We start from the raw sequence: 21,181 nt of genomic DNA, 5'->3' as shown, positions 1-21,181 counted from the left end.
TGGCATGAATTTTTCTTTCAAACACATAGCCCTAGCTGTATCTATGACTGCCGTGGTTGGATGCAGTAGTTACCCAGAGGAAGGCCGTGGTGGTCTTGGGGAAAACTACATCCAATCAAACTTCACACCCGTAATGCCAGATGAGCCCCTCGGTCCTGAGCACGGACTTCGGTTTGACTGGCAACTGACCAAGCTGCAATTAGACTCTTTGATCAGCGAAGGCGCGCGTTGGTGTTTCCCAGCTGCAGTTGTACAAGCGTTGGAGAAACAAAACCGAATCGCTAGAGAGCTTGAAGGTGGTTTACTGCTTGATGCTGCCAACGACATTGTTATTCAGCGCAAGCGTCTTAATGAGCTAGAACTTCAACTGGACTATGCGACCTCACAGACCAAGTGTGTACCTCCTATGGATGAAAACGCATTTCAGAAGCGCTTAGCTATGATTGATCAACTTTATAGCTTGCTTAACGTCGATAATCAGTTTGCATTTAATTCCACAGAAGTAAATCCAAAGTACATGGGCCATCTTGCCCAATCCGCGAACATCTTAAATGAGCACCAAAGTTTAAACCTCAAAGTTACTGGTCACGCTGATTCTGTAGGTGATGGTCAGTACAACCAGGAACTTGCCATGGGACGTGCGAATCAAGTCAAGCGCTACCTGACCATTTTTGGTCTCAATCCAAAACGTATAGAAACACAATCGGTCGGCGACACGCTTCCTCTCTATGAGGGTGAATCGGAAGGTGTTCGTCTTACCAACCGCCGCGTAAGCATCGAAGTGGTGGATACTCAAGAACAAACCAAGCAGCGTTTGCAGGGAGGCTTACAATGAAATGGATTAACCTAATTGCCCTACTTCTTCTTACTTCAGTTTTCTCTGTGGCGCACGCGAATGAAGAACGAGTACAAATTGGCGATCTCATTCAGGTCAACTTACCCGGTGAGTCATCTTTAAATAAAGGCTTTCAAGTCGACAAGCGTGGCCGCATCACTCTGCCTGAAGTTGGCGCGCTCTACGTCGCGGGTTACAGTGAAGCTCAGCTTGAACAAGTCGTTAAAGAATCTCTGGAGAAAGTGTATCGAGACCTATCCTCTGCATCTGTCTATATCGCTGAGCAACAAATTTTAGTCTCGGTACAGGGGTATGTGACCTCTCCGGGCGAATACACTTTATCTAAGTCTTCTGATGTCCAAATGGCCATTCACGCAGCGGGCGGATTACGCTCCGGCGCGCAGCTCAACAGTCTGTTTATCAAACGTGGCAAAGATAAGATCACCTTTAACTACAAAACGTTTCTCGATACAGGTGATGAATCACTGCTACCTGAGCTGATCTCACTTGATACGATATTTGTTCCTGCTTCTCCACTGGTCGGTAACATCGAGCAAGAGTTCGATGCGAACAAACTCGCTAACGCAGGTGACAGCGCCGACGGCCGAACAGCAATTAAAGTGTTTGGCGAAGTAAACGCGCCGGGTTCATTCAGCTTTAAAGCCAATAGCGATCTGGTTGACATCATTATGCGAGCTGGCGGCGTTACTCGCTATGCCTCTGTCGAACAAATACGTGTCATTTCAGACAATACCCCTAAGCTGTTTAACCTTAAAACCTATCTCGATAGCGGTGATATCTCATTGCTACCGCCACTAACGCCGGGAACCACCATCTTCGTTCCTAAACAAGAAGAAGAGATCAAAGCAGGCGCGAACGTGGTTTACATTATGGGTGAAGTGGCAAGCCCAGGTGCCTATGAAGGTAAGAAAAATGCGTCGTTTATGGATATTCTGGCTAATGCAGGTGGTCCGACTCGTTACGCAGAATCACGCCAGATTCGAGTCATTAAATCCAACGGTCAGGTGATCAAATTTGATTTAACCGCGTTCACTGAAGGCCTGACCCGTAAAAGCCCGCCTAAGATTGGCCCGGGAGATGCGATCTTCGTTCCTGAGAAGACAGACATGAATGAAAAGTCTTGGCTGAAAATTGCGCCCAATCGCGCCGTCAGTGTGATTGGAGAAGTAGTTCGCCCCGGACGTGTTGAGTGGTCAGATGAAATGGATCTTATGGACTTGCTATCTCATGTTGGCGGCCCAACCCTTCGCGCGGACACCTCGAAAATTGAAGTGGTCGCCGCTGATAACCAGCTACACATATTCGATCTCGATGATTTCATTCTAAAAGGCGCGCCGAACAGCGAATTACCTAACATCAGTGCTGGTGCGATTGTGCGTGTACACGATCTACCTCAAGATCCTTCCGACAACAAATCGCAATGGGTTCGCCAAAGCTCAGATGCATCCATTTATGTATTTGGACAAGTCAATGCCCCTGGCCGCTACCGTTTCACTAAGGATATGCATTTCCTCGATATTTTGTCTGCGGCTGATGGCCCAACAAAAGACGCGGATATCCACAACATTCGTATCACACATCGCGACAAAAGCTATTCCAAAGTAAGTAAGCTTAACCTATCGTTATACTTTGAGACTGGGGATGAAAGCTTACTTCCAAATGTCACCATGGGCGACACCATTTACATCCCTGAAAAAGATAAGATTTGGTTGGATCGTTCTAAGGAGTCAACAGTACGCGTACTAGGAGCAGTCAATAATCCAGGTCGATATGTATTTGACGACAACATGACCTTGCTGGACTTACTTGCCGAAGCGGGCGGTCCGTCTGATCGAGCCTACTTAGAGAAGATCTCGATCGTCAATATGTCTTGTTGCCAAGGACAAGCAAGAACCTTTGACCTGGTAGACTTTAGTAAAACTGCCAACATTTACAAACTTCCGGTACTACGAGCTGGCGATACCATCTATGTGCCCGATCGAAACGAAAGTATCATCGAAAAAGCACGCGTGGGTCTTGAAGACATTCTGCGCCTAACGACAACCATCGTGTTAATAGGAGCTCTGTAATGATTATTCCTGCAACTCATACAGAAATAGAGCAAATCTATCTTGCAGCAGAAATGCGTGACAGTCGCTCACTATGCATTACCGCATGTCAATCTGGCGATGGCGTGACTTCCGTTGTTGCTGCACTGGCTGAGCGTTATCTGCTCGCGGGTCACCGGACTTTGGTGGTGGATCTTAATACCTTCCACCCAGCTTTCGAATACATTGATATCACACCAGACATCGACAATCAGATTGGTTCTTTGGTCGCGCACGCTTCAACGCGACAAATGTTTACCGGGTTAACCGTGCCGAACAACCAATCAGCAGTTCTGGCGTACAAAGATCCCACACATCTGAGAGCCGCGGTCAAACAATGGCTTTGCCAATACGACCGCGTTATTTGCGACACGTCACCGCTGCTTCAAGTCAATAGAGGAAACATTCCTGCACAAGTCGTTGCGAGCGCTTGTGACCAGACAGCACTCGTTGTGATGGGTGGTAAAACTTCTTCCAGCCAACTTGAAAAAGCCATGCAATTGATTGATTCGCCTTCAATCACCTTGTTAGGCTCGATACTCAATTTAAAAGACCAGGCATCACTGGCTCAGGAGATGGTGCGCGAGCTGAATCGGCTCCGCTTTATCCCCAAAAGTTGGCGAGAAAAGTGGTCGCAGAATATTCTTACCAACGAGTTCCTTGCTCAGTCTGCTTAGGAGTTGCCATGAGAAAAACCTTTATCGCCCTTTCGACTCTGTTACTTTCGGCAGTAACCGTTGCTGAAACCCTTACATTTGGCGTTGTGCCTCAGCAATCTGCCAGCCGACTTGCCGAGCAGTGGGAGCCTCTCGTTGCTGAAATAAGCAGAGAAACCGGTTACGACATTGCCTTTAGCACGGCTCCTAACATTCCGGAGTATGAAAAGCGTTTGTCGGCGGGCGAATACGATATCTCTTACATGAACCCATATCATTACACCGTCTACAGCAAACAGCCGGGCTATCGGGCCTTCGCCAAAGCCAAGGATAAAAAAATAAGCGGAATTCTGGTAGCAAGGAAAGCCAACAATATTGAGTCTTTACAAGCGCTGCAAGGACAAAGGCTCGCCTTCCCTTCTCCTGCTGCCTTTGCTGCAACGGTATTAACGCAAAGTGACTTGAGAGAGGCTAACGTCGAATTTGAGTCTGACTACGTTACATCACATGACTCGGTGTATTTGTCTGTGGCGAGAGGTTTTTACCCAGCAGGCGGCGGTGTGATGAGAACCTTTAACTCATTACCTGACGAGGTTAAATCTCAGCTAGAACCTATTTGGACAACAAAACCGTATACACCGCATGCCATAGCCCATCACCCGAGAATGACTCACGAACAAGTCAAATCGATCCAACAAGCGCTCAAGTCTATAGATCAAACACTCGAAGGGAAAACGTCCCTAAAATTATTAAATATCAACGGATTTGAATCAGCTATCGACACCGATTGGGACGATGTGAGAGCACTCAATATCAAAGTACTGGACTAACCGGAGGCTTTAATGACGTTGCGTTCTAAAACAATTCTTGGCATAGCTCTCATCGAAATTACGGCACTCATCATTCTCGTGGCTAATGCGATGAGTTTTCTCTCAGATTCCAACGAGAAGCAGTTACTCCAAAGAGCTCATTCAAGTGCAGTTATGTTTACTCATGCTGCGAAAGACGCGCTACTTTCTACTGATTTAGCGACGTTGGACGACTTAGCTCAAGAGTTCATCAAGTTAGAAGATGTCGCTTACGTTCGTGTGTTACGCGGTGGCAACCAAATGGCCACTGCAGGAGACCCAGCGCTACTTGCACGCTCAATGGTCAGTGATGAAACTCTAAAAGACGTGAAAGACGGTATCTTCGATCTACGTACCCCCATTGAAAGTAACGGTAATATCTATGGGTATGTAGATATGGGGTTTGAGACACACCCTATCAGCAATATGCTCTTTGACGCGCAGCAAGCAATTATCAGTATTGCAACCATCGAAGTCGTATTGGTGGCGTTTTTCTCCTTTATCCTTGGAACCTATCTGACTAAGAATCTCACCCGTTTAGCCTCTGCCGCCCAAACACTTCGGGAAAAAGGCCCGGGGTTTCAACTTAAACACTATTCCAAAGATGAGCTTGGTGAAGTCACCAAAGCATTCGATGAGATGTCGGCTAAGTTAGAACAAGACTATCAAAACCTCACTGCAGCACGGGAAGGTGCCGAACTGGCAAACGACTCTAAAAGCCGCTTTCTCGCCTCCATGTCTCATGAGATACGCACTCCGATGAATGGCGTATTGGGCATATTAAATATCCTTGAAGAAACCAAACTCACTAACGAGCAAAGAAAGCTGGTCGCAACCGCTACTGAATCGGGCAACTTCCTACTTTCCGTCATTAATGACATTCTTGATTTCACTCGTATGGAGTCCAATACGCTCATTCTCGAAGATAAACCTTTCGACTTCAGACAGTGTGTAGAAAGCGTGGTGAATTCATTTTTGCCCACAGCCAAGAGTCAAAACCTTATTTTACATTGCTACATTGAGGGCACTGTTCCAAGCAAAGTCAGCGGAGACAAAAACCGCGTCAAACAGATACTGCTCAACCTGATAGGCAATGCCATCAAGTTTACTCACGAAGGCAGCGTCACGGTTAAAGTTGGGTCGGAGGCGTTGGAACAAGGGCGAGTGAAAATCACCTGCCAAATCCAAGATACAGGTATTGGCATCAAAAATAGCTCGATTGATTACTTGTTTGATGAGTTTACGATGGCGGACCAAACCTATTCACGCAGCAAAGAAGGTTCGGGGCTTGGCCTCGCGATCTGTCGCCGACTCTGCACCCTTATGGATGGTGACGTCACGGTCGAGAGCACACCCGGCGTAGGCAGTACATTCACATTTGACATCACGCTCTCGGTAGCCGATGAGTTGTTGACCTCTCCAAATATTGATTCACTCCGTCAGGAATTGATTCGTTCGAACGCTCGTATTCTTGTCGCAGAAGATAACAAAGCAAATCAGCTCGTCATACGAGAAATGTTCAAGCGGGTTGGTCTATCTATCGATATTGCCGAAAATGGCAAACAAGCGGTTTCCATGGTCCAGGAATATCAATATGACCTGATTTTTATGGATATCTCCATGCCTGAAATGGATGGCATGCAAGCCTGCAAAGCGATTCGGAGCCTTGATGACAGTAAGGCGTGTGATATCCCAATTATCGCCCTAACTGCACACTCACTGGCTGGTGATAAAGAAAAGTTTCTTGCGTCGGGCATGAACGACTACTTGTCAAAACCCCTGAGGCTGTCACAACTAATTGAAAAAATTAACCTATTCTTAAATGAAGACCAAGAGGAAAACAAAGATCTAAAATCAGGCCCCTGTCATTTGATTAAGCATCAGAATTCATATACAAATACCAACGTAGGTCAATCAAACCAACGTGAGGAAGCAGTAAATTTGGATTTAGTCGACGAACAGATTTTGCAGCAAATGATCGCAGACACGAGTGCTGATGTCATTCCATTGCTCATCGAGCATTATCTTGAAGAATCTCAGCAGCGTTTAGCCAAAATATATCTGGCTATGGAGTCTCAGGACAAAGAAACATTAGAGTTCGAAGCGCATACCCTAGGTAGTTCAGCTCTGGCACTCGGTAATAGAACTTTGTCCAATTTCGCGCGAAAAATCGAGCATCTTTGCTTAGACGGCAAACAAGAGCAGGCTTTCAGCTACAAACAAAAACTTGAGGTTGTTGCCTCAGAGTCACTAAAAGCATTAGAGGAAAGGAAACAGCAAGGGTTTATTGAACCAACACAACTATAAAGGCTTAAGAGAGGACAGCTCCAATGAAACCAAAAGTACTACTAATCGAAGACTCAACTTCTCTTGCTATTTTGTACAAACAGTATGTACAGCACGAGCCCTATGACCTGTTTCATGTAGAGACAGGTAAAGAAGCCATCGCCTTTATTGAAAGAAATGTTCCCCAATTAGTTATTCTGGACTTTAGACTGCCCGACATGGATGGCGAGCAAATTCTGGATTGGATTAACGAGAACCAAGTCCCGACATCCGTCGTCATTGCCACGGCGCATGGCTCAGTAGATTTGGCGGTTAGCCTTGTGCAAAAAGGAGCGAAAGACTTTCTGGAAAAACCAATTAATGCTGATCGTCTTAAAACCTCCATCGCTCTGCACTTGCAACAAGTTAAACTGGAGAACCTTGTCGAAGACATAGAAAACAAATTTGATCGAAACCGATTCCACGGCTTCATCGGATCTAGCCTTCCAATGCAAGGTGTGTACAAGATCATCGATTCAGTGGCACCAACGACAGCAAGTGTTTTTATTGTCGGTGAAAGTGGTACGGGTAAGGAAGTGTGCGCCGAAGCCATCCACCGTGAGAGTAAGCGTAAAGATAAACCGTTTATCGCCATTAACTGTGGTGCGATTCCAAAAGATCTCATGGAGAGTGAAATCTTTGGTCACGTCAGGGGCGCATTTACAGGCGCTACTGCCGATCGCAAAGGTGCGGCCTCAATGGCCAACGGTGGTACGCTTTTTCTTGATGAGCTGTGTGAGATGGAACTTGAGATGCAAAAGAAATTACTCAGATTTTTGCAAACAGGTACCTTTACCCCACTAGGCGCAAATAAAGAAATGAAAGTCGATATTCGTATCATCTGTGCGACGAACCGAGATCCTCTTGTTGAAGTAGAAGAAGGCCGTTTCAGAGAAGATCTCTACTACCGCGTGCATGTAGTGCCTATTGATATGCCACCATTACGCGAGCGCGGCAACGATATTACGACGTTAGCGACTCACTTTCTTAAACTGTACGCTAAAGAAGATGGCAAAAAGTTTAACGCAATCCACCGAGATGCAGAGCCAACGCTAAAACGCTATGCGTGGCCGGGTAACGTCCGTCAGCTTCAAAACATTATTCGCAATATTGTGGTCCTTAATGACGATAGCCATTTGCGCCTTGAGCATTTGCCATCTCAGGTCACATCAAGCCGTACGCCAAAGCAAAACAGCGTAGCTAAACCTGAGCCAGTCATCACTCCGCAACCCGTCGTTATCAATGAGGCTCCTGAAAATAGTCACAACGCGGTTACTGAGCCGCAAATTGAAAGACCTGTAGAGATAAGGCCAATGTGGCAAATTGAACGTGAGGCAATACAGCAAGCCATTGATTACTGCGACGGAAACGTGCTGAACGCGGCGGTACTTTTAGAGCTTAGCCCTTCTACGGTATACCGTAAGAAGCAAGCCTGGGAAGCTGAAGATGAGCAACAACTCGTGTAACGAAGTCTGGCTAGTCATCGACAGCCTGACTTTCGGTGGCATTGAAACGCATGTGCTTGAGCTCGCAAATGGGCTCAAGCATTTTGAAATTCCTGTCAAAGTCATGTTTCTGCGCTCTTATTCCAAACCGCAACTGCTCAAAGACAAGCTGGAATCAAGTGGCATTGCTGTCCAGTTTTTGGGCTCTGCAGGCACGAATTACTTTAGCGACTTAATTAGCCAAGTACGAAAGCAAAAACCAGCTCTTCTCCACGCTCATGGCTATAAAGCAAGCTTAGTGTGCAAGCTGGCAAGGGTTATAACCGGAGTTCGCCAAATATCTACGTATCACGCAGGAGAAACTCCAACGGGTAAGGTGTGGTTATATGACTGTGTCGACCGGTTCACCACGTTTGTGTCAAATCACTCAATCGCCGTGAGTGAAAGAATCACCCAAAAGCTGATAACCAAATCAGAAAGTTTCAATAATTTTATTGATACCAAGACGCTGTCTACCTCAACAGGAAACCAAATCGCGTTTGTTGGCAGGCTAAGCCATGAGAAAGGTCCCGACCGATTTATTGACTTGGCGCGCCTAAATCAAACACAGCGGTTTGATCTTTATGGCTCAGGGGCCATGCAATCGGAGCTAACACAAGGCGCTCCGGCAAACGTCAGGTTTCATGGTCACCAAACCAACATGGACGCCATTTGGCAACATATTGGCATTTTGATCATTTGCTCTCGTTATGAAGGCTTACCCATGACAGCGCTCGAAGCGATGGCAAGAGGTATCCCTGTTGTCTCACTTAATGTTGGCAATATGTCGAAGCTTATTCAACACGAAACCAACGGATACTTAGTCGACAACGTCAATCAATTGAATGAGGCTTTAAACACCTATCTGTCCCTCGCCCCCCACCAGCAATTAGCGATAAAAAAGCAGGCGATTGATAGCGTTGAACAGCACTATTCTCAATCTGCCGTCATCCCAAAAATGATCAAACTCTACTTCCCCAATAGCTCTCAATCTGATTGTCAAATTGAGAAACAATAACGCCCCACCTCAAGCCTCCTATAAATCACCTTAAAAACAATCACATAGAACCACCACCTTCTTGGCATCACATTTGCGTTAGTCCTATCGAAAAGTGCAATTAACGGTTTTATGCAAAGACGATGTTGGGGGTTGGCATGAAGAGAAAGATTCTATTTGTACATTACGGCGATGACTGGATCCGAGGCAGTGAGAAATGTTTGCTCGATCTTATTAAGTACATGGAACATCATCACTACGCTTGTTACGTTTGGACCAATAATTGCGAACTCTCAAAACAGTTAGAACTGATGAATGTTCCAACTCAGCTTAATCATTTTCCACTGCTGCTTGGCTGGAAACCACCTAAATACAACGTATCAGGTTGGCTTGGTCTGATTAAGCATGGTTGCGAGATCATCGAACGCGAAAAAATAGACCTTGTACATATTAATAGTGGTGCGCCCTGCCAGTGGATGTTGGCCGCTGCACAAATGAAGAAAGTGCCCGTCGTTACCCAGCTCCACTGCCCTTACCCAGCACGCGACCGCCTAACGCTTGGCCTGCATCTTTCTCCGCACATTATTTCAGTCAGTCAGTACGTCGCTGAATTCATGACTAAAGATGGTTACCTTAACGAAAAAATATCGGTTATTCACAATGGTATTGATACCGTCTCACTCTCCGCGCAGCAAAAAGTCGATGTTAGGCAAGCGTTATCTATTCCGGAGCAGGATTTTGTTTTTTCGACGGTTGGCTCTCTGATTCACCGTAAAGGTGTAGACCGGATCATTACCGCAATGCGTCACGTGGCTTTTGAGTATCCTAACGTCAGTCTCGTTGTCATTGGCGATGGCGATTTAATGGGCAAGCTTGTTCAGCAAGCCAGTCGTTTGCACCTAAGCAATCGTATTCACTTTGTTGGCGAACAATCCAATGTCGTTGGATGGCTAAAGGGATGCGATGCCTTTATCAGTGGTGCTCGCAGTGAAGCCTTTGGGCTGGCTGTAGCAGAAGCTGCCCTTGCTAAAATCCCAGTTATCGCGCCGCTTGAAGGTGGCATTCCTGAATTCATTACCCATGGCGAAACTGGAGTTCTGTATCCGAATCAGGGCATTGGCCCAATAGCAAAAGCGATGCGCGTGCTAATCAATAATCCTGAACTATGTGAACAGTATGGAATGAGCGGTTTTGTTCACATTACCCAAAATCATGATCTATCTGTCAGTTGCCGAAAAATAGAACTTCTTTATAGAGACTTATTGGAACAGCCATTTGTAGCCAATCGGTCTCTAATAAGCACTTTATCCCCCCTCAAAACCTATGTGGTAAATCGTTTGTCGTTTGGAGGCCAGCATGACTAGTCAAAACAAGAAAACGCTTATTTTTGACCCTATCGCATTTAAAGGCGGCTCTAAGATTGCCACCAGTGATGCGCTCAATGTATGCCGTGTTGAGTCCAATGATTTCATTGTCGCAACCGTAGACACGGCATTCTGGAAGCAAACAGAGTTCTACGCCAAACACAATGTTACTTTGATTTCCATTTCCCCAGTTCCTTGGTTAATGAGTCAGCACAATGGGATTCTCTACTGGCTAAACCAACTGTATCTTCTATTGGTATTGCTAAAGACATTGATTGGGCATCGCGGCATTACTACGTTCATCGGCGCTTCAGGGCCAGGTATGGATATGCCAGTCTATTTGTTACAGATGGTTCTTAATATTGAAGTCGTTCAGTTTATCCATGGCAACGTCGGGATCTCACGCTCTATTGGCTTCTGTCTTACCAGAGCGAACGCCGTGTTTTACTTACCCTCTACCCGTTGTAGCCTCAAAGCGGCACTAGAAACTTACCTTAAAACCGCGACCAAAATAAAAGACGCCACGGCAATGGCTGAAAGTTACTTAAACTCATCTCAATATCAGTCATTTGTGAATGGCATTCCGGCATCACGTTGGCCAAAGGAATGTCAAAAGAACACGCCAGTTTACTTTTGGGCTGCATCGCTGCTGAAATGGAAAGGTTTGGAAACGTTAATAAAAGCATCCAAACGTGCCGCTATTAGTCAGTCTGTCGTACTCAATGTTTGCTACATTCGCCCCGTCGATACGTGTTTACCAATCTCCAACGCTCCGGTTTTACTCTCCCACACCATATGGTATGAAGACCCTGAAAACTTAGACGATATCCGGAGTCAATCCAACATCTTTGTTTCAACCAGCTGTAATGAGCCATTCGGTTTATCTATTCTAGAGGCTCTGGCTGCGGGTATGTGCGTTGTCATTCCACGAGATGGCGCATATTGGGACAAGACACTGACCCACAATGAAAACTGTATTAAGTATCAGCCGGGAAACCCAGATTCTTTGTGTGATGCTCTGCTCTATGCCAGTAACGACCAACAAGCATTTCATCGTTGCAGCCAGCGTGCGTTAGAAATAGCGGCTCGCTATAAAGCTGAACATTGCTACCAAAAGTTTGCACAACACATTAATGGTGACGTGGTTACATCCGCCCTTCACGCATGCAACTAATTCAGTTTGAATAGGAAATTTTGCAATGAATGTTAGCCATCTGAAAAACATCAGTTTATATGCAGTCAGCCTGTTTCTCATTAAAGGTGTGTCGCTATTTACTTTGCCTCTTATGGCCCAATACTTGTCACCGCAAGAAATCGGCCATCTCGAGTTGCTCGGTATCACAACGGTATTCTTTAGTCTGATTGTGGGCATTGCAATGCATGAAAATCTCTATCGATTTATAGGCACAATCAGTCGCTTCACGGTGCGAAAAAGAAAAGCTTCTCAACTGTACAGTGCATCGCTCGTTGTTTCTTTCAGTCTGAGTTTGTTTATCTTGTTCATTTATTACCTGGTCCCTTTTAAGCTCTCGACGTTCACCAGTGAGCAAATCCTATTTATGGCTTTGGTTTTGTGTTACGAAGCGCCCCTTGCTATCAGCCTTGCCTGGTTAAGATTGCATAATCAAGCAAGCTTGTTCTTTAAGATATGTGTCGCGACCGTATTAGCTCAGGTTTCTTTACTTGTTGTCGTCCTGACATACAAACCGGACGTGACACTCGTTTTTGCCCTCAATATCGTGTGTACCTTTATCCAGTTTTTGTTTTTGCACGTTTTCATAAACTTTCCATTTTCCCTACCTAACAAACAACACTTTATTCGTTATATCCGCTACTCTGCGCCACTAATGTTGTCCGGTGTGGTGGCATTTGGTTTAAGTGGTGCAGAAAGGTGGCTGATCGCTGGAGCAACCGATTTAGAAACCTTAGGCATGTATGCGATTGCGGCTAAATTCGCGCTTGGCGTCGGTATTGTTATCCAACCTTTTCATATGTGGTGGATGCCAAAACGTTTCGAAACCATGGACAAAAATGGAGGAGAACATGTCGCTAGCGTGACGACTCAAGGGATACTGCTGTTGTGCGTTATTTCTGTCGCTGTGGTATGGCTTAGTCAACTTTTTATTTCGTTCTCTTTACCGGACTCTTACCAGCCTGCTATCGCTTTGGTTGGAATGACCATAACAATGATGCTATTCAAAGAGCTGGTCGAGTTGACTAACTTTGGTATTCTCTACCAAAAGCACACCTCTCAGCTTTTGTATATTAACCTCGCCTCCATTTCATTGGCGATGGTGATTTGTATCCTTTCTGCTGACTTCGGCATTGAAGCAATGCTTTACGGGTTGATCGCGGGGCAATTAAGTCGATTCATATTCACAATTTGGTTTAGCCAACGTGCGCATTATCTGGATTATCAAACCAGTCCTATTTGTGCGCTGATAGCGTTAACGGTGCTGTTTCTATTAACCAGTCGGTATCATCAAAGTATCGAGTTGTCCGCGTTAATGCTGCTGCTTCAGCCGTTAGGCGTTATCGCTTTTGCAATTCGGTTCCAGTTGATTTCATGTGCTTCACTCAAACGTCTTTCAAACACGTTAACTCATTACGTGGGTCGCTCACTATGAATAGTGTCAAACACGCCAGGCCAATAATGATCATGACGCTGGTTACGTTTATGCTAGCTATGGTTTGGTATGTTATTCCTCATCCAGCCATTGTCGTTGTGCTCTGCTTTTTACCGCTTGCGGCATTGTTTGTGCTCAATCAGACATTCTGGTTAGTGAGTCTATTTGTACTGTTTTCCTTCTTTCGAATTCACGAAGCCTTACCCGCACTTTATTCATTAAAAATCCCGTTACTCCTCTCTTTAGGAGCACTTGGCGCTTTGATTTGGCACACCTTGATCAGTCGCCAGCTACAAACTTTCTGGCACCCGAGTATGACGTGGCTCGTCCTATTTTGGGGGCTTGTTGTCATAGGCATTGTCTTGTCCTCTAACCCGGGTGTAGCCATAACCTATTTTAAAAATATCTATTGGAAAATCATCATCATGACTCTAGCCATCGCTTGGTTGGTGAATACGGAAGATGCAGTGCGAAAAATCGCAACCTTGATTATCTTAGCGGGTGGATTAATCGCCGTAGTTGCTTTGTATAATTCGGCTTCGGGGATTGGTTTAGTTGAGGGCACGAGAGTCACCATCGGTCGTCAGTTGGGCTCTGTGCTTGGTGATCCGAATGATTTGTCGCTGGTATTAATGTTTCCTCTGGCGTTTGCGATCAGCTTTGCCACCACAAAAGGTATAGGCTTCTCACGTATTCTTGGTATTACCGGGCTAGTACTGGCAATGGCAGCCGTTATCGCGACACAAAGCCGTGGTGGGCTTTTGGGATCAGTTGCTGTATTTGGTATTTTTGGTCTGCGCTTGATTCGCTCAAAATCACTATTGATCTTCATCGCTGTAATTGGGTTGCTGGGACTGTTTGCCGTAGCCGGAATTTCCGACCGTCAGTCGGGCGGCGCAGCAGAAGACGGCATCGACGCATCAGCCATGGGACGCTTATATGCATGGGAAGCGGCGTTTAAGATGGCGGTGGTGAACCCGTTTAGTGGCGTGGGTTTAAACAATTTCTATTCGAATTACTACTATTACAGCCCACATTGGGACGGGCTCAACCACGCGGTTCACAGTACTTGGTTCGGCGTGTTGGCTGAGACCGGGTTTCTTGGCCTGGCTGTGTTTATTGGTATGATCATTTCGCTTATCAAAACGAGCCGACAAACGCTTTCTATCTTAAATCAGCGAAAAGGCTTGGTTTCCCCTTATCTCACAGCAACAGCGCTTGCGGTGTATGCAGGTGTAATAGGCACTGTGGTTTCCGGTACTTTCCTAACCCAAGGCTTCACGTGGCCGATTTATATCCTCGCAGCGCTTTGTATCGCTATCTCCCGAATTACTCAAATCCGTTCTCAAATTGAGAAAACCAAAGAAACACTCAACAAATAATTCTTATGTTACTGTTTTTAAACAATTAATTTTTTGGCACGCAACGTGAAATAGTCTCTTTATCACCTCAATATAAGGGACAGTATCATGTTGGCTCAGCAGTTAAATGACTTCAAAGTATGGTTACAACACCACGAAAACCCTTCATATCGCAAATTGTTTCTCATTTTGAAATCGATTCGTGCATGTGATCTTCCTACACCGTTGTGGATAAACAAGACGGTTCGCACCGTTTATTCAGCGAGTACCTCCATTTGGAGCAACGTGGTTAGGGTATTTATCCATACCCCCGCCTTTAAAGGTCGCCTTTCTCAATATGGCCGAGGACTTTATCTCTTTGGTGGTGTGCCTTTTGTTTCCGGGCCACTTTCCATCACGCTTGGAGACGATTGCCGCATCTCTGGTCAAACAACGTTTAGCGCCAGACCCCAATCCAGTGATCCACAACTGATTGTTGGCAGTAACGTCGATATCGGTTGGCAGAGTACTTTTGCGATTGGGAGACGAATTGAAATTGGTGACAATGTTCGAATTGCCGGTCGCGCCTTTCTGTTTGGATATTCTGGTCACTCACTTGACGCTGATTTAAGAGCGAAAGGCTTTGGCGATCTCGATTGCGATGTTGGAGACATCGTACTTGCAAAGGACGTATGGCTAGGAACAAACGTCACGGTTTGCCCCAATGTCACGATTGGCGAAGGGACCATCGTGGGAGCTGGTAGTGTGGTCACTAAAGACCTACCCGCTTTTGTTGTTGCTGCTGGTAATCCTGCCAGAGTGATACGTTCACTTAATCACTAAGGAGTTCACTATGCGAGATCTTATTGTTTTTGGTGAAGATTTTGGTGGCTTACCATCGAGTACACAACATCTGGTTACCCGGTTAGCAAAACAACGCAAGGTACTTTGGGTTAACTCGATCGGACTCCGTCAACCCAAGTTAAATATGCACGATGTTAAACGTGCTTGCGGTAAGCTTATGGGTAAAAGTAAAGGTGGCTACACCGACCAGCGAGAGCATCACGTAAATATTACGGTGATCAACCTTAAAACACTTCCTGCTCCTAAGTCAGCATTCGCGCGTTATATCGCCAAAACCTTGATGCGTCTTCAGCTGAAACCCGTTATCGAGAAGCTTCAACTGCACAAACCGATTTTATGGACTTCACTGCCGACTGCAGCCGATTTATGTGGAACTCTGGGTGAGTCATCGGTGGTTTACTATTGTGGAGACGATTTCTCATCGCTTGCCGGTGTCGATCATGAGGTGGTCAAACAGCACGAAGACAAACTCGTGGAGCACGCGGACCTGATTCTCGCAGCCAGTGCACCCTTGCTAGCGAAATTTCCACAGACCAAAACTCACTACTTGCCCCATGGCGTAGATACCTCACTCTTTAGTCAGCCAAGCCAGCGTGCCACGGATTTACCTTCTCCAAATCACAAGATTGCTGGGTTTTATGGCAGCCTGTCTAACTGGCTAGATTACGAACTCATCGAGCAAGTTTGCCTCGCGAACCCTAGCTGGCAATTTGTGTTTATCGGCCCAATTGAACTCCCAAACTATCCGCTACCGAAACTGGCGAATGTGCACTACCTTGGCCCTAAGCCACATCGCGACTTACCCGGTTACAGTCAACATTGGGATGTGAGTTTACTTCCGTTTAAATCCAATGGACAAATTGCTTCATGCAGCCCTTTAAAATTACTGGAATACTTTGCGGCAGGCTGTCCCGTCATTACGACTCCTTTTCCCGCGTTATCGCCTTACAAAGCCTTGGTTTCAACCGTCACTGATTGCGAGCAATTCACAGAGGCATTAAATCAGTTAGATCGTGAATCAACCTTTGAGCGACAAAAGTCAGTCATCAACGAAAGTTGGGATGCACGTACGCTTAAACTGAACTGTATGTTGGAGTCACTATGAACGAGCTAAAACGGAGGTTTATCATCATACTCAATTCAGCATGGCGACAACGGTATGTGATTGTCGTACCCATTCTTATCCTTCCATTCGTTGGATACTTTATTGGCAAAATTGCACCGACTAACTACGTGTCGCATACGTCAATGCTGATTCAGGAAACCGCAAAGATGAATCCGTTTCTGGAAGATATCGCGGTCTCAACCATGCTGAAAGAACGTCTAAATGCCTTGAGTACGCTACTGAAAAGTCGCCATGTACTCACTGCGGTGGCGAATGAGCATCAGCTGATTAACGACGCTATGCCACCAGCCAAGCGTGATTACATCATCAATCAGCTTTCAAACAGTTTAACGATCACTCAACCGGGCAAAGACTTTCTTAAAATCTCACTGACCGCTCCCCGTCCGGACGGTATGAAAGAGTTATTAGAGTCTATCAGTGAGCATTTTATTGAACAGCTTCTCGCACCAGAGCGTTCATCGATTCAGGACTCGTCAGAATTTCTCGCTATTCATATTGAGAAACGCAGACAGGAACTCGACATTGCGGAAAACGAACTGGCTGATTTTAAAAATCGCTTTGCATCGGTAACGCCGGAAATGCAAAGTCAGTCGCTAGGTCGCCTTGCCTCTCTGAAACAAAGCTACGCAGAGAAAAAAGCCGAACTCGCTGGGGTTGAAAAGAGCCTGGGTTCTCTCGATCAACAACTATCAAAAACCAACCCCGTGGTCGGAAAAATTGAAGATCAGATCATCGAGATTCGTAGCGAACTGACTCTTCTCAAAGCGAAGTACACAGAGAGTCATAGTGCTGTTCAAGGCAAAGAACGCGAGTTACGCCGTTTAGAAAATGAACGCGCCTTATTATTGAAAATGGAGCAACCTAATATCAGTAGCGATCAGCTTTGGGATATAGCCAGCAGTAATAAATTAAAAGATCTTGGAGAGATTCAACCTTTACTCGTCACCCAACTACAAAGCTTGCAACTCGTGCGAGGTCGTTATGAATCCCTCACAGAAGAAACAAAAAGTTTAAAAGAAATGATTTCCAGTCTGGAGCAAGAAGCCAATCGATTCGGTGATAACGCGAAAACCATGCATCGTTTAGTTCGCAATGCTGAAATTAAGCGTCAACTCTATGATGAATTAATTCAACGTTACGAAATGGCTCAGCTCACAGGTTCTTTAGGGGTTTTCGAGCAAAACAAACGCGTCAAAATTATTGACCTTCCCTATACCCCTAGTCGCCCGGCGAATCTTCCGGCGATTGTATTTGTCATTGCGGGTTTGGTGGCAGGGATTGGTTTAGGTGCTGGTGTTGCGTTATTGATCGAGCTGTTTGATTCATCGATAAGACGCAAAGAAGAGATCGAAGCCATTACCCAGGCGCCTGTACTCACGCACATTCCAAGAATAAAGCCGTATTAATCATAACAATTTTCAAATTGACTTTCAGCTTGAGAAATACGATAAAAAACTCATAAGACATTGTATTAATTAGATAATAAACCTGGCACACATAATGCTAATACTAGTTCAGAGCTAAACATCCGTTAGGAGCGAGTATGAGCATAAAGTCCAAAACGATTATTCACGTGGTTCAGCACCTTTCCCCTGGTGGATTAGAGGCGCTCGCACTCAACATGCTGGCGTTTTCGTCCCCACACCAGAAAGTACTCATTGTTAGTTTGGAGGGTACAAAACAAGAATCAGTATTGAAATGGTCAAAACTGAAGTCGGTTGAAAACCAATTAATCTTTCTTAACAAGCCGTCAGGCTATAGCGTTAAGACGCTGATACAGCTTGTTAAACTGTTTTTCACGTTAAAGCCAAGCGTTGTTCATACTCATCATATTGGTCCGATTCTATACGGCTCCGTTGCTGCTCGCTTGGCCGGGGTAAAAGCTCGAATTCATACCGAACACGATGCATGGCATCTATCAGACCAAAAGCACCGCGCTTTACAAAACCTGGCACTAAAAATCGCTAAACCTTGCGTTGTTGCCGATGCACTCTTGGTAAAACAACGAATTCATCAACATTTTGATTATCAGGATGTCAGGGTGATCAAAAACGGTATCGACTGCGAGAAATTCACCACTGGCTCCAAGCACCTTGCCCGTCAACTTTTTGGACTGCCTGTGCAAAGCACCATTATTGGTACGGCAGGTCGATTAGAACAAGTCAAAGGCCACGACATTTTGATCAACGCGATGGCATTACTCCCTAATCATATACAGCTAGTTATCGCTGGGGATGGTAGCCAACGTATCAAATTAGAACAGCAAGTGCAGCAACTTGGGTTAAGCAGTCGAGTAACCTTTCTTGGTCTAGTTGATGACATGACGCGGTTTTATCAAACGCTGGACTTATTCTGTTTGCCCTCACGTCGTGAAGGTTTCCCGCTCTCTACTTTAGAGGCTCAAGCATGTGACATTGTCACTTTAGCAAGCAACATTGGTGCAACAAAAGAAACCCTTTGCCCAAGCACCGGAGTGTTGTTTGAAAGTGAAAACTCACAGCAGTTGGCCGCCAGTGTAAAAACCGCCTTAAACAAACCAGTAAAAGCATCCCCAAGACAGTTTGTCTTAAAGCATAACGACATCAGGGACATGATGCGTGCATACGAAATATTAGCTGAGGAGAAAAGCGCATGATTGATTTACTACTTACCATACTGTTTATTATCAGTTGCGTGTTGGTTATCTATCACCACGTTGGCTACCCTGTTTTACTGTCTTGGTATTCTAAAAATCACCCTTACAAAGCCCGCAGCCATAGAACGCGTGGATATAGAAGTATCAAAAGCGATCGGGGATGTTCAACCATCACTATCTTGATACCTGCCTACAACGAAGAGCAGTGGATAGCGGACAAAATTCGCAACCTATCTGCGCTTGATTACCCAAAAAATAAGTACAAAGTCATCATCGCATGTGATGGCTGTACCGATAAGACAGTGAGTATTGCAGAACAAACCATCCAAGAAGCAATTTGTTCCGATACACATTTTGAAATCCGGGCATTTAAAACCAATCGTGGCAAAGTTGCCCTGATAAATGAACAGATGAAAACCATCACCAGTGATATTACGGCCTTGAGCGACGTGTCCGCCCTTATTTCCATTGATGCGCTATGGATTGCAAATACACATTTTCAAGACAGTAAAGTCGGCGTCGTCAATGGTCACTATCAATTGTTTAAGCCGGGTAATGCTGGGGAAGCCAGCTACTGGAAATACCAAAGTCAGCTTAAGATGCGTGAAGCCTCACTTGGCTCAACGCTTGGGGCGCATGGCGCATTTTACCTATTCCGCACACACCTGTTTGAATCTATAAGTGCCGATACAATCAATGATGACTTTATAATTCCTATGTCTATCGTACGTCAGGGGTATATTGCTGAATATGAGCCTGAGATGGTTGCTCTGGAGATGGAAGCCACCAACGAGAAAGATGATTTTAGCCGAAGACTGCGTATCTCTGCTGGCAACATGCAGCAGGCTATCCAGCTTTGTGAGATGTTCTTACCGAAGTACAGAGGTGTCGCATTTGCATTCTTTTCCGGCAAAGGGCTACGGCTCATGACCCCTTACCTACTTCTATTTTGTTTTGTTAGTTCTATCGCCATGATGGACAACCCACTTTTCATGGCTGCACTGGTCACTCAAATCACGATCTATTCACTGGCGATTGTAATTTATCACCTACCACATATATTTTGTCACAAAGCCTGCAAGCTACTGCTTTACATCGTTGCTGGTCATTGCGCAAATTTCATCGGTGGTATGCGATACCTATTTGGTCTTGAATCAGGAAAGTGGTCTCGTGTGGGCCAAAAAGGAGATGCACTATGAGCAACGTATCCGCACATATTTCAATTTGGTTTGCAAAACGTCTCTTTGATTTATTCGGCGCGCTGTTTGGTTTACTGCTTCTGTCACCAGTAATGCCTTTTATCGCGATAGCAATCAAACTCTCCTCTTCGGGCCCTGTGTTTTATAAGCAGCTTCGAGTCGGTAAATCTACACCAGAGAAAATGATGTTTTTCGAAATCATTAAATTTCGCACCATGTACCAAGATGCAGAACAACATACAGGGGCTGTTTGGGCGACGGAAAATGACCCAAGAATCACGCCAGTTGGACGATTTTTACGTAAGACTCGTTTGGATGAAATCCCACAACTTTTTAACGTAGTTAAAGGTGACATGTCACTGATAGGTCCACGACCTGAACGGCCTAGTTTCTATAGCAAACTGGAGAGTGCGATCCCTTATTTCGCTGATAGAACCTATGGCGTGATGCCGGGCATTACCGGATTAGCGCAAGTCAATCAGGGTTACGATACTTGCATTGATGACGTGCGAAGAAAAGTCGGCTATGACCACAGTTACGCGCTTTCTCTATGCTCGATGAAGTCTTGGCTCAGTATGGATATGAGCATCATTACCAAAACCATTGTGGTGATGTTTGATGGTCGGGGGCAATAGCAGAGATAGACACTGGATTTAATCATTGTGACGCACAGCGACTATCGAGTTGTTGGGCTTTGCTTAATAACGCAAGAGGCTCAAAGGTTACCCCCTTTGCGCCTCTACTGTGCTTGAGACAACCTATTGAAACGCCTT

The 21,181-nt window shown here is 45.5% G+C and carries 17 protein-coding genes; all 17 read left to right on the top strand.

Annotation, left to right across the window (positions count from 1 at the left end):
• The first annotated feature begins 4 nt into the window (after positions 1-4).
• Entirely contained in the window at positions 5-835 is an 831-nt protein-coding gene (locus tag V1U08_RS18410; protein WP_065299837.1) for an OmpA family protein, read from the top strand.
• Positions 832-2,925, top strand: coding sequence for an SLBB domain-containing protein (locus V1U08_RS18405; RefSeq protein ID WP_330471205.1), 2,094 nt, complete (start codon positions 832-834; stop codon positions 2,923-2,925). Before V1U08_RS18410 ends, V1U08_RS18405 begins: the two co-directional genes overlap by 4 nt.
• On the top strand, positions 2,925-3,620 hold the full coding sequence (locus V1U08_RS18400; protein WP_330471204.1) for a chromosome partitioning protein ParA: 696 nt from the start codon (positions 2,925-2,927) through the stop codon (positions 3,618-3,620). Before V1U08_RS18405 ends, V1U08_RS18400 begins: the two co-directional genes overlap by 1 nt.
• An 8-nt stretch (positions 3,621-3,628) precedes the next feature.
• Positions 3,629-4,429: a phosphate/phosphite/phosphonate ABC transporter substrate-binding protein gene (locus V1U08_RS18395; protein WP_330471203.1), complete on the top strand. Its 801-nt coding sequence runs from the start codon at positions 3,629-3,631 to the stop codon at positions 4,427-4,429.
• Between the two features lie 12 nt (positions 4,430-4,441).
• Positions 4,442-6,754: a HAMP domain-containing hybrid sensor histidine kinase/response regulator gene (locus V1U08_RS18390; RefSeq protein ID WP_330471202.1), complete on the top strand. Its 2,313-nt coding sequence runs from the start codon at positions 4,442-4,444 to the stop codon at positions 6,752-6,754.
• A 23-nt stretch (positions 6,755-6,777) separates the two neighbouring features.
• Positions 6,778-8,238, top strand: coding sequence for a sigma-54-dependent transcriptional regulator (locus V1U08_RS18385; protein ID WP_330471201.1), 1,461 nt, complete (start codon positions 6,778-6,780; stop codon positions 8,236-8,238).
• Complete coding sequence (locus V1U08_RS18380) at positions 8,219-9,274, top strand: glycosyltransferase family 4 protein (RefSeq protein ID WP_330471200.1); 1,056 nt, start codon at positions 8,219-8,221, stop codon at positions 9,272-9,274. The genes V1U08_RS18385 and V1U08_RS18380 overlap by 20 nt, the downstream gene beginning before the upstream one ends.
• A gap of 137 nt (positions 9,275-9,411) precedes the next feature.
• Positions 9,412-10,617, top strand: a complete 1,206-nt coding sequence (locus V1U08_RS18375) for a glycosyltransferase (RefSeq protein ID WP_330471199.1) — start codon at positions 9,412-9,414, stop codon at positions 10,615-10,617.
• Positions 10,610-11,791 carry a glycosyltransferase family 4 protein gene (locus tag V1U08_RS18370; protein WP_330471198.1) on the top strand — a complete coding sequence of 394 codons (1,182 nt, stop codon included), beginning with the start codon at positions 10,610-10,612 and terminating at the stop codon, positions 11,789-11,791. Before V1U08_RS18375 ends, V1U08_RS18370 begins: the two co-directional genes overlap by 8 nt.
• 25 nt (positions 11,792-11,816) lie before the next feature.
• Positions 11,817-13,244, top strand: a complete 1,428-nt coding sequence (locus V1U08_RS18365; protein WP_330471197.1) for a lipopolysaccharide biosynthesis protein — start codon at positions 11,817-11,819, stop codon at positions 13,242-13,244.
• Positions 13,241-14,626 (top strand): O-antigen ligase family protein, encoded by a 1,386-nt coding sequence (locus tag V1U08_RS18360; protein WP_443089736.1) that lies wholly within the window; start codon positions 13,241-13,243, stop codon positions 14,624-14,626. Before V1U08_RS18365 ends, V1U08_RS18360 begins: the two co-directional genes overlap by 4 nt.
• Positions 14,627-14,713: 87 nt before the next feature.
• A complete protein-coding gene (locus V1U08_RS18355; RefSeq protein WP_330471196.1) occupies positions 14,714-15,427 on the top strand; it encodes an acyltransferase in 714 nt (237 codons plus the stop codon).
• 10 nt (positions 15,428-15,437) lie between these two features.
• On the top strand, positions 15,438-16,553 hold the full coding sequence (locus V1U08_RS18350) for a glycosyltransferase (RefSeq protein ID WP_330471195.1): 1,116 nt from the start codon (positions 15,438-15,440) through the stop codon (positions 16,551-16,553).
• Complete coding sequence (locus V1U08_RS18345) at positions 16,550-17,980, top strand: GumC family protein (protein ID WP_330471194.1); 1,431 nt, start codon at positions 16,550-16,552, stop codon at positions 17,978-17,980. The genes V1U08_RS18350 and V1U08_RS18345 overlap by 4 nt, the downstream gene beginning before the upstream one ends.
• Positions 17,981-18,117: 137 nt before the next feature.
• A complete protein-coding gene (locus V1U08_RS18340; RefSeq protein ID WP_330471193.1) occupies positions 18,118-19,209 on the top strand; it encodes a glycosyltransferase in 1,092 nt (363 codons plus the stop codon).
• Positions 19,206-20,408, top strand: coding sequence for a glycosyltransferase family 2 protein (locus V1U08_RS18335; RefSeq protein ID WP_330471192.1), 1,203 nt, complete (start codon positions 19,206-19,208; stop codon positions 20,406-20,408). The genes V1U08_RS18340 and V1U08_RS18335 overlap by 4 nt, the downstream gene beginning before the upstream one ends.
• Entirely contained in the window at positions 20,405-21,043 is a 639-nt protein-coding gene (locus V1U08_RS18330; protein ID WP_014232122.1) for a sugar transferase, read from the top strand. The genes V1U08_RS18335 and V1U08_RS18330 overlap by 4 nt, the downstream gene beginning before the upstream one ends.
• Positions 21,044-21,181: the final 138 nt, after the last annotated feature.

It is taken from the genome of Vibrio sp. YYF0003 (assembly GCF_036350715.1).
Classification (GTDB): domain Bacteria; phylum Pseudomonadota; class Gammaproteobacteria; order Enterobacterales; family Vibrionaceae; genus Vibrio; species Vibrio natriegens.
Note: the sequence above shows the minus strand (reverse complement) of the source record. Positions and strands in the feature narration are given on the sequence as shown.

Excerpts from the sequence above, each read along its gene's own strand:
- V1U08_RS18410 (WP_065299837.1), top strand. The coding sequence starts at position 5 with ATGAATTTTTCTTTCAAACACATAGCCCTAGCTGTATCTATGACTGCC.
- V1U08_RS18405 (WP_330471205.1), top strand. The coding sequence starts at position 832 with ATGAAATGGATTAACCTAATTGCCCTACTTCTTCTTACTTCAGTTTTC.
- V1U08_RS18400 (WP_330471204.1), top strand. The coding sequence starts at position 2,925 with ATGATTATTCCTGCAACTCATACAGAAATAGAGCAAATCTATCTTGCA.
- V1U08_RS18395 (WP_330471203.1), top strand. The coding sequence starts at position 3,629 with ATGAGAAAAACCTTTATCGCCCTTTCGACTCTGTTACTTTCGGCAGTA.
- V1U08_RS18390 (WP_330471202.1), top strand. The coding sequence starts at position 4,442 with ATGACGTTGCGTTCTAAAACAATTCTTGGCATAGCTCTCATCGAAATT.
- V1U08_RS18385 (WP_330471201.1), top strand. The coding sequence starts at position 6,778 with ATGAAACCAAAAGTACTACTAATCGAAGACTCAACTTCTCTTGCTATT.
- V1U08_RS18380 (WP_330471200.1), top strand. The coding sequence starts at position 8,219 with ATGAGCAACAACTCGTGTAACGAAGTCTGGCTAGTCATCGACAGCCTG.
- V1U08_RS18375 (WP_330471199.1), top strand. The coding sequence starts at position 9,412 with ATGAAGAGAAAGATTCTATTTGTACATTACGGCGATGACTGGATCCGA.
- V1U08_RS18370 (WP_330471198.1), top strand. The coding sequence starts at position 10,610 with ATGACTAGTCAAAACAAGAAAACGCTTATTTTTGACCCTATCGCATTT.
- V1U08_RS18365 (WP_330471197.1), top strand. The coding sequence starts at position 11,817 with ATGAATGTTAGCCATCTGAAAAACATCAGTTTATATGCAGTCAGCCTG.
- V1U08_RS18360 (WP_443089736.1), top strand. The coding sequence starts at position 13,241 with ATGAATAGTGTCAAACACGCCAGGCCAATAATGATCATGACGCTGGTT.
- V1U08_RS18355 (WP_330471196.1), top strand. The coding sequence starts at position 14,714 with ATGTTGGCTCAGCAGTTAAATGACTTCAAAGTATGGTTACAACACCAC.
- V1U08_RS18350 (WP_330471195.1), top strand. The coding sequence starts at position 15,438 with ATGCGAGATCTTATTGTTTTTGGTGAAGATTTTGGTGGCTTACCATCG.
- V1U08_RS18345 (WP_330471194.1), top strand. The coding sequence starts at position 16,550 with ATGAACGAGCTAAAACGGAGGTTTATCATCATACTCAATTCAGCATGG.
- V1U08_RS18340 (WP_330471193.1), top strand. The coding sequence starts at position 18,118 with ATGAGCATAAAGTCCAAAACGATTATTCACGTGGTTCAGCACCTTTCC.
- V1U08_RS18335 (WP_330471192.1), top strand. The coding sequence starts at position 19,206 with ATGATTGATTTACTACTTACCATACTGTTTATTATCAGTTGCGTGTTG.
- V1U08_RS18330 (WP_014232122.1), top strand. The coding sequence starts at position 20,405 with ATGAGCAACGTATCCGCACATATTTCAATTTGGTTTGCAAAACGTCTC.